The following is a 13,449-nucleotide window of genomic DNA, read 5'->3' as shown; positions in this document are numbered from 1 at the left end:
CCCGCAAACACAAAAACAAAACGAGTCTTATTCGGAGTCGTTTTGGGATGTCATCTGTTTCGCAAAAGCGCGATTTGAAACCAGAGAAGAAAAAAGGATCACGGGTAAAAGTAATCGTGCCATTTAATCCTCTTAACAAGTCATTCCAGAATTGTAAGTTAATTTACAATCCAAGACTTGAGTTTCAATCTTATCATCAGCACCATCTTGGTAAATATATCCATTGATTATGGCCTTGAAAGTTGCACTTCCATTAGTATCATTGCATTCATCTTTTTCAGCTTCGAAGCTCCATTGAACGAGATTTCCTTCTAGGTCGAAGGCGTTCACTGTTTCAGGTATAGCGATGATTGAAAAATAACCAGAGTCCTGAACTTCAGCAGTCACTGTAACAACTTTTAAAGGTGAATTGTGAAAAGTTGAACCGTAATTATCCATGTCATCAGGTGTATTTAGGACAACTTCTTTTTTATCCAGGGTCACTTTAATTGTTGGTGCATACCAACCTTTGCCATTAGACCTAACGAGTGAAACCTCAACCTTTTGTTTGGCGCCAGAGTTTAGAACTGATTGACAAGAAAGTCTGTGACTTCCAGGGTGAGCAAAGGCCGTTGTTGAAAGTATCCCAAAGACTAGTAGAGTAAGTACTTGTTTCATTGTTTTCCCCTTGTTTTGTTTGCGTCCCGGAATTTCTTTTACTTTGCAGGTTTTGAAAATTAGAATGATTTGTACATATTCTTCTAAAAAATAGAATGATTAATTAAGTGGCGGAAACTATGGAATTAAACTACCTAAGAGTCTTTTATGAAGTGGCCAAGACTGGAAAATTTTCAGAGGCAGCTAAGAAACTTAATATCAGCCAATCGGCCTTAAGCCGCTCAGTTAGTCTTTTAGAAGAAACAGAAAATGTCGTTCTTTTTGACCGTTCAAAAAGCGGAGTGACTCTTACTCCTAAGGGGATTGATGTTTTTAAATTATGTGAAAAGCTCTTTCATACTGAAAAAGAAATTGAAAATCTTTGTCGAGGAGTTCAGGAAAATTGTGAGGGGCTCTTGAGGTTTGCAGCTTCTGATCACATCGTAAATGATCTTTTGCCAAAACCTCTGCATGAATTCAGAAGAGAGCACCCAAAAGTTATTCCTTCTGTGCGTGCAGGAACTCCTGATGAGATCGTGCATTTGCTTCTGACAACTGACTGCGAGTTTGCTTTGATGTTTGCCAAGATCAATACTCCGCAAATTGAATTCCGTCGTTTATACCCGGAAAGAATGTCTTTAGTCTGTCACCCAGACCTGTGGAGAGAATCTAAATCATCAAGCAATGAAAAAACTCTAAAAAAACTTATTGGGAAGTATGGTTACATCAGTTCAATCGGTGCGACTCTGGGGCGCAGGTCTTCGCAGGTCTTGATAGAGCTTTTTGGAGAGCTTCCGCCCATTGGTTTTGAAGTTAATAGTCAGGAATCACAAAAACGCATGTGCATGGCCGGTGAAGGTGTGGCCTACCTGACTAACTTTATGGTGAAAAATGAAATCGAGAGTGGAGAGCTTTTTGAAATACCAGTCGAGCATATTCATGAGTTCCACCTATGGTTGGCCAGACCAAAAGGAAAGAACTTGACTCTTACGTCGCGAATGTTTCTACAGCATTTCATTCCGGACTTTGAATTCTAAGAATAGAAACTAAAGAAAAACAGACATTGAATCAGATGTTGATAAGAAGATAGCCAAAGGTATCAGAACCATCATGAAGACAATGTAACTCAATGTTATTATAGACTTAAATTCCATCCTTCTAATTTTTGCAAGGATTCAATTAAATAATTCTAATTTTCAAAACAATAACTGCGTCGTAAATCCTCCCCAGCAAACAAAATAGGGGGATTTATGAGAAATTTAGTTATTGGATTAGTTCTACTTTTCATAGCACAAACATCTTTCGCAGCTGAGAGGGCTTTTAGAATCGATAGATTCTTTCCGGTTGTAAATGGTTACGCTGTCGCTTGGGGAATTCCTGGACAGAGTCTGGATTTTGAATGGCTTGACACTCTTACATATGACCAGATTGATGAGCACCTGGATATTTCATCTGTCCGCAATTTCGTAGTGGATATTGAATCAAACAAAATCCTAACTGTCGTTGGTGAAAACAATGAAGAGAGAGATGAATTTGTTGTTTTCAACGTTGGCGATACTCACTTTGGAAATCATTACAATCTGTCGTTGGATAAGCTTGCTATTCAAAATCTTGGTTTCGACACTGACGCTATTGTTTTAACTGAAAACTATAAATGGTCGAACTATGTTTCAAAAATCCTTTTAATCAACAGAGAATCAAGAGACTTAAAAACTGTTGAATTAAAAGGCGCTGAAACAATGGAAGTACTAAAAAAAAAATTGAGAGAGTCTATTCTTCCAAAAAATCTTAACCTTTTTGATGAAGCTTCTGAAAACGTAACATTTAATGAAACAAAATTCCTGGAAAACATTGGGGAAGTTAATGTGATCACTCTTGATTATTCATTTCCAAAATCTATGGATAATGCACTTGAGGTTGTGGCGACTGTTAAGATGAAGTACGAAAATGGGAAAGTGGTTCCTTATGTTCTTTCGGTAAAGCAAAAGCAGTACTAATCTCTTGGATAAGAGATTTTATATAGGTACAAACCATTAGGAGAAGCAACTTTCCATAGTTGCTTCTCTTTCTTAGGCCCATCAATTAAGGCCAGAAATTCTTCCACACTGAGCTTGTTACTTCCCACCATCCACAAAGCACTCATTAAATGCCTGATCATTTGCTTGAGAAAACCATTGGCCTCAATTCTTAATTGGTAACAAGATTGTAAATCGTTAGGGATATGAAATAAGGTTTGACCTGAAAAGATCTCATGTGGATTAATTTCTGAGAGTTCACAAAAAGAAATCTCTCTTTCCGTTGTTTTAACATTACTTCCAATAGAATAAAAATTACAAAAATCGTGCTTTCCAACAATGGCCTGTAAGCATGATTTCATTGCCGTAATATTCAGTTCATTAGCAATATTGGCAATGAACCGTCTGTCTTCTATGCTCACTTGCTTTTTGTTCGTAAAAAAGTAGCGGTACTCTTTAGAAAGGGCCTCTACCCCTGGTTTAAAAGTTCCTTCACACGGAGCGATTGCCAGGCATTTGATATCTTCAGGAAGTTGACGATTAAATGATTCAAGAAAAGTTTCACATTCTATTGGGAGAGCAGAAGATATTTTGACAACTTGATCCAGGGCATGGACACCAGTATCCGTGCGAGAGGCTGCTCTGGTAGTCACTTTGCCATCAATGATCTGGGCCAGAGCCTTATTGATTTCATCTTGAACAGTTCGAAGTCCATTCTGCCATTGAAAGCCAGCGAACTCTGTTCCTACGTACTGAATTGTTGTCTTATAGTAATTCATTTTATCCTGGGAAGGTTTCAAACTCTTTTACCGGTCTTCTCGGTTGACAATGGGAAGCACTGACTCAGAACTAATTTAATCAACAAATAAGCATAAAGTTCTCTTCGTTTAAAATTAATTTGCGAAGAAAAATTTTACAAGGAGAACTCATGCTTAGTGAAAGTGTAACACGATCAATTCTGCTTCCTGAACTACAATTTATCAAAGAAGCTTTCCACAAAAAAGGACATCACTTTTACTGTGAAAAACAATCTGAATTTGAAGTTTGTCCAAATGTGCTTCAAAGTGCTCGACTATTTATGATCACGTTTTAGTGACAATTAGAGATGCACCAATTAGAAGTCGCCATGTATTTTTAAAAATAAAAAAAAGTAGATTCTTTTGTAAGAGTTGTAAAAAACCATTTCGAGAACCTGTTCAAGGAATCTTTAAAGGTTTTAGAACAACTCAAAGATTACGCTCTCATATTCGTTGGGCCGCTGAAAATTACTCTGATTTAAAACGGATTTCAAAATATACAAATGCTTCAAGCTGGCTCGTGTACAAATCATTTTACGAATAAATCGATTTGGAACTTCGAGAATACAAATCCCCATGCCTTGATTTCTGTTTCATTTAAGAATCGTATAGCGATTTACACTATACGTATAGATTTGGTGCCTCGGGCGAGACTCGAACTCGCACATCCTTGCGGACGGCGGATTTTGAATCCGCTGCGTCTACCATTCCACCACCAAGGCACTGATTGGATTAGGATATCTTAGGGATAGTAAGCGTTTACGTCAATCCAAAATTTTTAGTCAGGTATTATTAAGTTATCTTTTTCAGGCAAGTCTCGATAGGAAGACTATGAAAATAAAAGCATTATTTCTGGGGTTAATGCTTTCTCAGTCTGTCCTGGCCGCGCCAGGAGTTGTCGTGCTTGCGGGCGGAGGTCCGGAGGGCGATATTGGGATGGAGAAGGATTGGTCGTACACTCTTTATAAAAAACTCATCGACAACGGTGACACGACTAAAGATGGCAAGATCAAAGTCGTCGTTCTCTCACTCGATAAGCCTGACACCAATTTCATGGTGGATTATCTGAAATCCATGGGAGCGACGAGTTCTGAAAATTTGGTTATCAGTTCTAAAAAAGCGGCCAATGATCCTAAACTGGTTAAGACTCTGGCCGATGCTGATGTTCTTTTCATTCGTGGTGGAAACCAAGGGAAAGCCTATCAGTTATGGAAAGACACAAAACTTCATGAGCAGATTAAAGCGCTGGCCAATAGAGGTGGAGCGATTGGTGGAACGAGTTCTGGTTCAATGGGGCTTTCACAGTACTCAATGACTGGCGGACAGGATTTTACCAGTAAAGATGTCATGCAAGATTCGAATTCGCCACTCATTGTGGTGAGCGCGCTAGACTAGGAAGAATCCTCGCTGTGCAGGCAAAAGCAATTGAAGATTACAAAGACGATAAGATCGTTGGGATTTGTCTGGAAGAAAAAACTGGGCTTGTGGTGAAAGATGGAAAGGCCGAAGTTTTTGGAACGGGTGTCGTTCATTTCACACAAGAAACAGAAGACACAAAAGTAATCCGTGAGCCGGGAAAGGCCTTGGTTTATACCGACATCAGAAACGATGCCCTGACTCAGGGATGGACGTTTGATTTAAACACCAGGCTTCCTGATTTAAAAAAGATACCAGAGAGTACTAAATCAATCAGACCAGTGACTCTTTGTGGGATGACCGATGATAAACTCTCAGTAGTAGGATCAGTCGTTACAAACTACACGATGAATGAACTTGAAAAGACAAGAAACCTTTTTGTTGCCAATGATGCCCACTCTGATTTTAAGTTAAAGACAGGGGATAGGATCAGAGGTTTGGTGCAAACCAGGTCATTGGTTAAGCTCTCAGAGCATCCAGAATCAAGCATTGTTTTTCTGGATGCTAACTCCAAGCTCGAAGGAATTGGAAACAATCGTTTTATCTCGCTCAAAAAATCAGGGAAGGAGGCTGAGGTTCCAAGTTTGATTCTTGATTGCCAGTATTGTTCTTTCACTTCAACCTCTCCCTATCTTTCTAACCAGGATGATGGAAGTCAGACTCTGCGATCAGCGGGAATGGTGAACATGCGTGTGCATGTGATCAGTAAAGACGTCGCTTACAATATGAAAGACCATAAGATATCTTATTCACACTCAGAAGCCTTAGGTCCACTATGCGAGGAAAAAGGAAAGAAGAAAGTCTCGAAATTTCTCGACGACCAACAAAAGATTCTTACAAAGATGATTTGTAAATAATCAGTTGAGTTTTATAAGTTCAAGTGCTTCTTTGGCGCTAAAGCGGAAAGTGCCTTCGCCCAATGTTTTTTTGAGTTCGCTGTTATCCAGCGTCGCCGGGAATTTGATGTAATCCAGAAGGTAGAGTGGAAACTTCCACACCGGGGTTAAAACCTTTGCCAGTTGTTCGACTGCAATAATGGGAACCAGGACTTTTTTCACTCCGATAATTTCAGCGGCTTCATGTAAGCTCACCACATCATCGCCGGCCACATTGTAAATTCCTGTTCCAAGTTTTTCGACAGCGTTGACGATCATGGTGGCCATGTCGAACTCATGGATAAACTGGAACATGGGATTGTAATCCAGTGGTAGAGGAGAGTATGGTGTTTTTAAGTACTGAGTGATCGAGTTTTTAATCTGAGGCCCGATGATGTTACAAGGGCGAAGAACGATAGTTTGAATTTGGTTTTGGTTTTTCCACATCCAATTCGTACACATTTGATCCATTTCAACCACATCTCTTAGTTCGGCGTATTTGAAACTCGCGCGAAGAGGTGAGTCTTCTCTTAGAAACATCGGGTTGTCAGGAAGAGCTCCGTAAACGTGATGAGTAGAGAGGATGACAACTTTTTTAGAACGGAATTTCTGAGCAAGTTCTAAAATGGTATTTGTTCCCACCAGATTGATATCGATACGTTTGTGGATATTTCCCATTGCTGGAGAATGGCCTAAACGGCCTAAGTGCAGGACACTCTCAAACTGGTGCTCGCGGAAAAGTTTTTCAAAGTTCGTACGGTTATATTTAATTTGCTGAACAGTGATATGCGGTCGCTTTGGGATGTTGTCAATCGGGCGAGAATCAACGCCATGAATCCTGATATCTGGATGAGCTTTAATTAAAAGCTCAGCAGTGATCTTGGCCAGAGCACCTTGAATCCCTATGATGAGAACTTTTTTTGTACTCATGACTTCAACCTTTGCGCTATCGTGCGTTTGTTTTTTAACCCTTCTTGTGTAAGCTCTTCAATCTTCTTTTCCAGGGCTATGATGTGCGGCTCTAACTCTTCATCTAAGGCCTCAGCGCTGAGTTCTGCTGGAAGCATATAGGGATCGCCAATGTAAATATCAATAGGAGAAGGAAGAGGAAATAAGTTCAGTGACAAGGGCACTGCAGGTACATGAAGAAGTTTGGCCACTTTCTTTAAGTGGTAAACATAAGGAAAAAACTCTTCTGCACCTACGACGGCAATGGGAAGGATCTCAACCTTTGACGTTAAGGCCATTCTTAGAAAGCCTTTAGTGAAGCGCTGAAGTTTGTAGTGATCTTTTGTTTCTTTAGCAATCCCGCGGACACCTTCAGGGAAAACGAGAATGGATTCGCCGCGCTTTAGGAGATTGAGGCAATTGATCCTGTCGCCTAAAACTGCTCCGCCTTCACTCGACCATCTTCCTAAAAAAGGAAGTGAGGTGAGAAAGCGTTCAACTAAAGGACGCAGGATTTTTGGATGATCGAGTTCTGTTGCAAAAGCAGTGCAGATTAAAAGCCCATCAATGGGAATCTGGCCGGTGTGATTAGAAACCACCATATAGGCCTTGTCTTCAACTTTTTCTTTTCCATGAAGTCGGACATCAAAATAATATTTGTAAAATGGCCAGATGGCCTTCAGGTCACTGATGGCGCGCTTAGGCTCTAAACCCCAAGGATCGCGTTCTTTGGAATAGCGCTTTTCCAGGGCCTTTTCCAGCTTAGTGAATTTTTGTTTGAAGATAACCAACTATTCCTCTCAAGGTATTAGTGTTTTCACCTTTAATGCTATCAAAATATTCATTCTTCACAAGCTTTCTTATAGTGGTAAACTACGAAGGATACCGGAGGAGCGACGCGCGCATGAAGAAAAGATCTAACTTAAAAAATAAGTTTAACTTTTGGTTCTTAAATTTTCATAAGGAACTTATGAAGACCAGCGCCATTGGCAAAAAGATGCTTACAGCATCCCGCACGAATGCCCATTTAAAAGAGACCTACGAAGAACTGGGAAAACTTTTAGAGCGTGGAGTTGATAATGGAGAGGTGGATTGGGATTCTCCCAAAATGCGCGCCCTTCTTCATACGATTAAAGCGTGCAAAAGAGACCTCGAAGAAATCGAGAGCAAGATGAATAAGATTAAATTCCCGGCAATTGACCTAAAAAAGGACGACGACTAGATATCTGACTCTTCGTGAGTTTTTCTTAACTCTAATTCTTCCAGAATGTGTGTAACGATGGCCTCTTCAACTTGAGGCACGCCTTTTTTGCTTTCAGCTGAAGCAAAGTACATTTGGCGGATCCATTTATAATCTTTTGATAGAGCTGGCTTTAGTTTTTCAAGAGCAGCTCTTTCTTTTTGAGTTTTAAGTTTATCGATTTTGTTAAAAACAAGAACCGTTTTTCTCGCGAAGCCTTTGATGAAATCATAGAACTGGCGGTCTACATCCTGATCAGGGTGACGTGCATCTTGCAGGTTTAATAACAGCATTGATTCAGAAGCTTCAGCAAAAAAAGCTCCCATCAACTCGTTCCAGTTTTTCGACATTTCTTTTGAAACTTCTGCAAAACCATAACCTGGTAGGTCGATCAGGTAAAAAGGAGGAAGGTCTGATTTTTTTCCATTGAGATTTAATTCAAATTCAAAAATGTTGATTTCGCGTGTGCGTCCTGGTGTTTTAGAAACGCGCGCTGTTTTTGAACCAAAAAGAGCATTGATCATGCTCGACTTACCAACGTTTGAGCGGCCAACGAAGCTTACGCCAATAACATCCTTGTGGTCTGCCAGCCAATCCTCAAATTGAGCAATGTCTGAAATTCCCATTTTGAACTGTGCGCTTTGTTGTCTGATCGAGTAACTCATATCTGTACCTAAGTTTAAATATTGAGGGAGTATAACACTAAAAATCATGTGTGTACACGGTTCTTGAGCTGGCATAACAGTTGTAAAGCAGGCGAGAAAAAGCTTTTTTCGAAGGGGGATTTATGGAAGCTATGAGACAAATGCCTACACAACTGCGTGCAACTCGCACACTTTATCCATCGGTCATTCCTAATGGTGCAAGAGAAGGGGATGCTTTTTTACTCGATGCCTTTCAGGAGAAAAAAAGGACACTCAAACTCAATCGCACCAGCTATCGCTTTTTCTTTGATGATCATTTCAATTTTGATTTTATCAAATCGGAAATAAAACTTCCGGTTTTTGGAGGGGCGAGTGGTGGATTTGAAATGATTCTTGTCGCTTCCGCAAAAACTAAAATGCACAACCAACATTCACGTTATCTATTTCGCAGTCTTGGTGAAACTCCTTTTAAACTTAATGGGAGTTATTCCTACGAAGCTTTTTTAGAGCGTGGAGATGTGATCGACCTGGGCTTTAATCGATTGCATTTCTTAAGACCTGAAAGCCTGGTCGCAGACGAAAATCCACTTCCATTGGCGGTGATGAGCAGCTCTCTTCCGGTATTGATCGAGGGAGAAACAGGAACGGGGAAAACGACGCTGGCCAGGAAGATTCATGAGGCCAGTGGAAGAAGCGGGCGTTTTGTACATTTGAATTTGTCTGCCTTTTCTCAAGGTCTGATTGAATCAGAACTTTTTGGGCATGTTAAAGGCGCTTTCACCGGGGCCTTAAATGCCAAAAGAGGAGCGATTCTCGAAGCCCACAAAGGAACGTTGTTTCTTGATGAAATTGATTCCTTATCTCTTGATCTCCAGACAAAACTTCTTCTTTTTTTAGATAACTATGAAATTCGTCCGGTAGGAGGAGAGAGCACGACGACGGCTTCTGTGAGAATGATCTTTGCATCGGGGAGTGATTTAAAGAGAAGAGTCGTGGAAGGAAAAATGCGCAGAGACTTTTATTACCGCTTAAAAGCGGGAAGCTCTCTTCGCCTCAATTCATTAATGGAAGAAAAAGAGAGAATTAAGAAAATTTGTCAGCAGTTTGAAAAAGAGCATTGTGCGGTTTTATCAGATGAGTTGATTGAGTTTTATATGAATTGCCCGTGGCCAGGAAATATCAGGCAACTCAATTCTCATCTGATGAGAAAGAAAATTCTCTCAGAAGGCAAAAGATTGGTGATTGATGAAAGTGACAAAGAGCTAATGTTTGAAGAAGGTGAGAGAGTTCACAAACAAGAGATCATCCCTATGGAACAGATGAAAATCAAATATTGTTATGAGACTTATCTGCGCTCTGATAAAAATCTTACCCGCACAGCAAAGCTACTCGATTTGAGTCACAATACGCTCAAGGCCTATATTGCCAAAAAAGAGGGTGAGTTAAGAGACAATAAGATAGTCCACATAAATCTCCAGGATTTTCCCTTCGATTCCTGATTTCTTTAAGTACTCATTGAGTTCAATTCTGATTTTGTCTTTGATGATCTGGCGTCCTTCTTCTTCAATGGGAAGTTGAGGAATGACCGGTTCAACGTGCATATTGATGTAATCACGAATTTCAATTTCATGATCTTTTAAGAAAAGAGTGACGTTTCGGTTACTTGAAAGAGCTGTGAAGTCCACCCAGATCTGGCGATTTCTTCTGGTATCTTCCAGGAAGAGTTGAAGATTGATATCTTTAAATGTCGCCAGTTTTTCAGTCTGCATGAAATACTTTGGTCTTCCACCAAGAACTTGTTTGATTTCAACAGACTTGATTTTAGAGCCTTCGATTTTTTCCATCATTTCTTTTTCAATGGCAGCGATTTCTTCATCAGAAGGAGGTAGTTGATTGATATGGATTGAGACACCTAGAAGATGTTCTTCAATTTCTTTTTCAATATGCTCCAGGTCTTTTTTGTCTTCGATGGATTTGGCCGTAATGATGACGTTGAGTTCCAGCTCTTTATCACCCAGGACGTGATATTTTAATTTTTTAAATTCTAAAATCGGGTCTTCAAGCGCTGCAGAGGCAGGAGCTCTTAGAGCTTTCGTTCCACTGATAATTTTCTCAGTGTTCTTATAAATGAAATAACCAGAACCCACAAAAATTGACATAATGATCACAAAACTAAAGGCCTTAACCGGGTCAGTTTTGAATTTTTTAAGTGGAGAAACAATCATTTCCACTTTATTTCTTTGCTTAAATTCATCAGAGCGCAGATAAATCTGAACACCAACAATATGGCCTTTAACGATTGTTGTGTAATGTTGGCTGTAACCAATAACCTTTAAAAAGAAAATTCTGATTTTTGGAACATAAACACCGGCCTTCTTTTTGACCAGTTGAGGAGAGTGTTTAATCCAATCAATTGATTTAAAAACAAAATGTGGAGTGGCGGCCTTCATCTTTTCGATGAACGTCATGATCAGGTTATCAATGGCCTCTTCAATTTTAATTAAAAACTTCAAGTTTAGGACTCCTTCAATGTCTTATCGGATTTCTTCAATAGAAATTGAGGAGGTCGATTTTTGTCCGACTGTGCGAGTCAGGAAATGCAACTTTTGCCTGTTGGTGGGCACAAGAGGTTTCAAGCGAAGGTTCAGTGGAGCTTTGCCCGATAAATGACTCATGAAGAGAAAGCTCTTCGACAAAAAATGACAGGAGAAGACCCATGAAGACATTGGCAAGGAAAGCAATTTTATTGGTTGGAGTAGTGACGCTCACTTCAAGCTGCTCCTTGATGCTTCCGGATAGAAGTTTCATTGAAGAAATGGAAAGAGAAGATGGTGGCTTTCTTAGTCCTGGACAAGACTTTCCAGTAGTTAGCGGAGACACGGGGCAAATGAGACGAAGCCGTGAAGAAATTATGAGCCGAACGCCGGCAAGTGAGAGATCAAGACGCTTAAATAAAGAAAGTGTATCGCTACGTGAAGAGCTGATTCAAAAAGAAGACGCCATGACTGAAGAAGAGGCCGGGCGTTATCTTCAAGACAAAAAGTTCCTGCAAACGGACTCTGACAAGCTTTATTACCTGAGTCTGTCACCATATGAGAGGAATTCTTACATTCAAACCAAACAAATGGACCTTAAAGAGGACCTGGATCAACGTAGAAACATGGTGCAGAGGCACTCTGTCCACGGTAGTGAGCTGTTTTTAGGAATGGAGAAAAGCGAAGTTATTGATGTATGGGGTAAGCCTGCCCGCGTAGAGATTGCAGGTAACCCGAAAAATCAAAATGAGCGATGGTCTTTTGTTGAAGATGGTAGCGTCAGACAAGTGTATTTTGAGAATGGAAAGGTTCAAGGCTGGGCCCTTGATCTCTAAATCAAAAAGTAATATCCTCGGCACAATCTAAAAATCCCAATGCCGAGGATCCTATGACAGCACAATCTATGACCGGTTTCGGTCAAGCCGCTACTCAGTCTGAAAATTTCATTGTTTCGGTTGAAATGAAAAGTGTGAACAATCGTTTTAAAGACATTCGTTTTAAAATGCCTTCAACACTCAATGCACACGAACTCGAACTAAAAAAAGAAATGACTGATATTTTTTCGCGTGGGAGTTTTGATGTTTATGTAAATATCAAACGCGCCGAAAATAAAAATCGCTTCGATGATTTAGACACAAAAAAAGTTTCGCAATTTATCCAGAAGGTGACTGCGCTGACAAAAGCTGAAGGGGTGACTCCTACGCTTTCAATGACAGATCTTCTTCGCTCAGAGTTTCTGATCGATCAGGACGATGCGAACCAGGAAGAGTTAAGTGAGCTTCTTTTCAAATCTTTCAAAGGTGCTATCGGGGAGCTTAAAAAGTCTCGCGAAGCTGAAGGTGAAAAGTTGATTAAAGTCCTAGAGAAACACTTGGATAACTACAAGGAACAGTTTAAGACAGTGGAGAAAAACGCTGAACACTTCAAGACTAACGTGGAAGAGAAGTTAAAGAAGCGTGTTGATGAATACAAGGCTCTGATCGCAGTCGATCAGGGAAGACTGCTTCAGGAAGTGATCTTTTATTTAGAAAAGATCGACATCCATGAGGAAATTAACCGCATTCATTCCCACTTGGAAAAATTTCAAAATCTTTTAAAATCAAGTAACGACGTTGGAAGACAGATTGATTTTATCCTGCAAGAGCTTGGTCGCGAGACCAATACCATAGGGTCAAAGTCAAGTATGAAAGAGATTTCAGATTCTGTTGTTCAAATGAAACTGCAGCTAGAGAAAATGCGCGAGCAAGGGTTGAACATTGAATAAAAACCAATTTACTGGCAAATTAATCGTCATTGTCGCTCCGTCAGGTACGGGGAAGTCGACAATGATCAAAAGATTAAAGCAGGACCATCCGTCTATCGTCGAGTCTGTTTCCTACACAACGCGACCTATGCGTCCGGGTGAAATTCATGGCTTAAGTTATTTTTTTATTTCACGAGAAGAGTTCATTGCTAAAAGAGACAACAATGAGTTTTTAGAATGGGCCGAAGTTCATGGCAACTTTTACGGAACATCTAAAGCGTTTGTTGAAGAGTGCCTCCGCAGTGGAAAGCATGTTCTGTTTGATCTCGATGTTCAAGGTGTGGACTCAATGAAGCTGCACTTTGGAGATGTGGCCAATGTTATTTTCATCGCTCCACCATCGGTAGAGGAATTGGAAAAAAGGTTGCGTCACCGTGGAACAGAAAGCACTCAGATCATCAATCTTCGCATTTCGAATGCCAAGAAAGAGCTTCTGAGAAAAGACGATTTTGATTTTTTTATTTTAAACGACGATATCGAAAACGCCTATGCAAGGCTAAAAGAAATCACCCTGAAGATCCTGCACGGATAGAGCTAAAA

At 40.2% G+C, this 13,449-nt stretch carries 17 protein-coding genes and 1 tRNA gene; 11 read left to right on the top strand and 7 right to left on the bottom strand.

The features are described from left to right. Positions 1–132: 132 nt before the first annotated feature. Complete coding sequence (locus tag ACN20O_RS04985) at positions 133–657, bottom strand: hypothetical protein (RefSeq protein ID WP_491637783.1); 525 nt, start codon at positions 655–657, stop codon at positions 133–135. A 119-nt stretch (positions 658–776) separates the two neighbouring features. On the opposite strand from ACN20O_RS04985, the gene ACN20O_RS04980 reads away from it, so the two are divergent. Together ACN20O_RS04980 and ACN20O_RS04975 are read left to right on the top strand one after the other, a co-directional pair. Next, on the top strand, positions 777–1,673 hold the full coding sequence (locus ACN20O_RS04980; RefSeq protein ID WP_491637781.1) for a LysR family transcriptional regulator: 897 nt from the start codon (positions 777–779) through the stop codon (positions 1,671–1,673). A gap of 213 nt (positions 1,674–1,886) precedes the next feature. Then, a complete protein-coding gene (locus ACN20O_RS04975; protein WP_491637779.1) occupies positions 1,887–2,633 on the top strand; it encodes a hypothetical protein in 747 nt (248 codons plus the stop codon). Here the strand turns inward: ACN20O_RS04975 and truA are convergent. Beyond that, positions 2,630–3,430, bottom strand: a complete 801-nt coding sequence (gene truA, locus ACN20O_RS04970; RefSeq protein ID WP_491637777.1) for a tRNA pseudouridine(38-40) synthase TruA — start codon at positions 3,428–3,430, stop codon at positions 2,630–2,632. The two genes, ACN20O_RS04975 and truA, sit on opposite strands and share 4 nt — an antisense overlap. A gap of 149 nt (positions 3,431–3,579) precedes the next feature. On the opposite strand from truA, the gene ACN20O_RS04965 reads away from it, so the two are divergent. Then, positions 3,580–3,744, top strand: a complete 165-nt coding sequence (locus tag ACN20O_RS04965; protein ID WP_491637775.1) for a hypothetical protein — start codon at positions 3,580–3,582, stop codon at positions 3,742–3,744. Next, entirely contained in the window at positions 3,744–3,992 is a 249-nt protein-coding gene (locus ACN20O_RS04960; RefSeq protein WP_491637773.1) for a hypothetical protein, read from the top strand. The genes ACN20O_RS04965 and ACN20O_RS04960 overlap by 1 nt, the downstream gene beginning before the upstream one ends. A gap of 92 nt (positions 3,993–4,084) precedes the next feature. On the opposite strand, the gene ACN20O_RS04955 is transcribed toward ACN20O_RS04960, so the two are convergent. Then, a tRNA-Leu gene (locus tag ACN20O_RS04955) sits at positions 4,085–4,170 on the bottom strand. Positions 4,171–4,279: 109 nt separating this feature from the next. On the opposite strand from ACN20O_RS04955, the gene ACN20O_RS04950 reads away from it, so the two are divergent. Then, positions 4,280–4,843 (top strand): Type 1 glutamine amidotransferase-like domain-containing protein, encoded by a 564-nt coding sequence (locus tag ACN20O_RS04950; RefSeq protein WP_491637771.1) that lies wholly within the window; start codon positions 4,280–4,282, stop codon positions 4,841–4,843. Between the two features lie 14 nt (positions 4,844–4,857). Beyond that, positions 4,858–5,721, top strand: coding sequence for a hypothetical protein (locus ACN20O_RS04945; RefSeq protein WP_491637769.1), 864 nt, complete (start codon positions 4,858–4,860; stop codon positions 5,719–5,721). On the opposite strand, the gene ACN20O_RS04940 is transcribed toward ACN20O_RS04945, so the two are convergent. Both ACN20O_RS04940 and ACN20O_RS04935 read right to left on the bottom strand, forming a co-directional pair. After that, the gene (locus ACN20O_RS04940) at positions 5,722–6,669 is read right to left on the bottom strand and encodes an NAD-dependent epimerase/dehydratase family protein (protein ID WP_491637767.1); all 948 of its coding nucleotides are present in this window, start codon (positions 6,667–6,669) and stop codon (positions 5,722–5,724) included. Next, positions 6,666–7,478: a lysophospholipid acyltransferase family protein gene (locus ACN20O_RS04935; protein WP_102244809.1), complete on the bottom strand. Its 813-nt coding sequence runs from the start codon at positions 7,476–7,478 to the stop codon at positions 6,666–6,668. Before ACN20O_RS04935 ends, ACN20O_RS04940 begins: the two co-directional genes overlap by 4 nt. Positions 7,479–7,591: 113 nt before the next feature. Here ACN20O_RS04935 and ACN20O_RS04930 point away from each other — a divergent pair, with 113 nt between their 5' ends. Beyond that, positions 7,592–7,909 (top strand): hypothetical protein, encoded by a 318-nt coding sequence (locus ACN20O_RS04930; protein ID WP_491637764.1) that lies wholly within the window; start codon positions 7,592–7,594, stop codon positions 7,907–7,909. On the opposite strand, the gene yihA is transcribed toward ACN20O_RS04930, so the two are convergent. Continuing rightward, complete coding sequence (gene yihA / locus ACN20O_RS04925) at positions 7,906–8,592, bottom strand: ribosome biogenesis GTP-binding protein YihA/YsxC (RefSeq protein ID WP_491637762.1); 687 nt, start codon at positions 8,590–8,592, stop codon at positions 7,906–7,908. The two genes, ACN20O_RS04930 and yihA, sit on opposite strands and share 4 nt — an antisense overlap. A 122-nt stretch (positions 8,593–8,714) precedes the next feature. Between yihA and ACN20O_RS04920 the strand changes: the two genes are divergently transcribed. Next, the gene (locus ACN20O_RS04920) at positions 8,715–10,070 is read left to right on the top strand and encodes a sigma 54-interacting transcriptional regulator (RefSeq protein WP_491637760.1); all 1,356 of its coding nucleotides are present in this window, start codon (positions 8,715–8,717) and stop codon (positions 10,068–10,070) included. Here ACN20O_RS04920 and ACN20O_RS04915 read toward each other — a convergent pair. Then, complete coding sequence (locus ACN20O_RS04915; RefSeq protein WP_491637758.1) at positions 10,014–11,084, bottom strand: hypothetical protein; 1,071 nt, start codon at positions 11,082–11,084, stop codon at positions 10,014–10,016. The genes ACN20O_RS04920 and ACN20O_RS04915 overlap by 57 nt on opposite strands. Positions 11,085–11,287: 203 nt before the next feature. Between ACN20O_RS04915 and ACN20O_RS04910 the strand changes: the two genes are divergently transcribed. Genes ACN20O_RS04910 through gmk form a run of 3 tightly spaced genes read left to right on the top strand, consistent with a single transcriptional unit; the run spans position 11,288 to position 13,441 of the window. Continuing rightward, positions 11,288–11,941 carry a hypothetical protein gene (locus tag ACN20O_RS04910; RefSeq protein ID WP_491637756.1) on the top strand — a complete coding sequence of 218 codons (654 nt, stop codon included), beginning with the start codon at positions 11,288–11,290 and terminating at the stop codon, positions 11,939–11,941. Between the two features lie 53 nt (positions 11,942–11,994). Then, entirely contained in the window at positions 11,995–12,870 is an 876-nt protein-coding gene (locus ACN20O_RS04905) for a YicC/YloC family endoribonuclease (protein ID WP_491637754.1), read from the top strand. Then, a complete protein-coding gene (gmk, locus tag ACN20O_RS04900) occupies positions 12,863–13,441 on the top strand; it encodes a guanylate kinase (protein WP_491637752.1) in 579 nt (192 codons plus the stop codon). The genes ACN20O_RS04905 and gmk overlap by 8 nt, the downstream gene beginning before the upstream one ends. Positions 13,442–13,449 lie beyond the last annotated feature (8 nt).

The organism is Bacteriovorax sp. As-1 (assembly GCF_058446905.1).
Note: the sequence above shows the minus strand (reverse complement) of the source record. Positions and strands in the feature narration are given on the sequence as shown.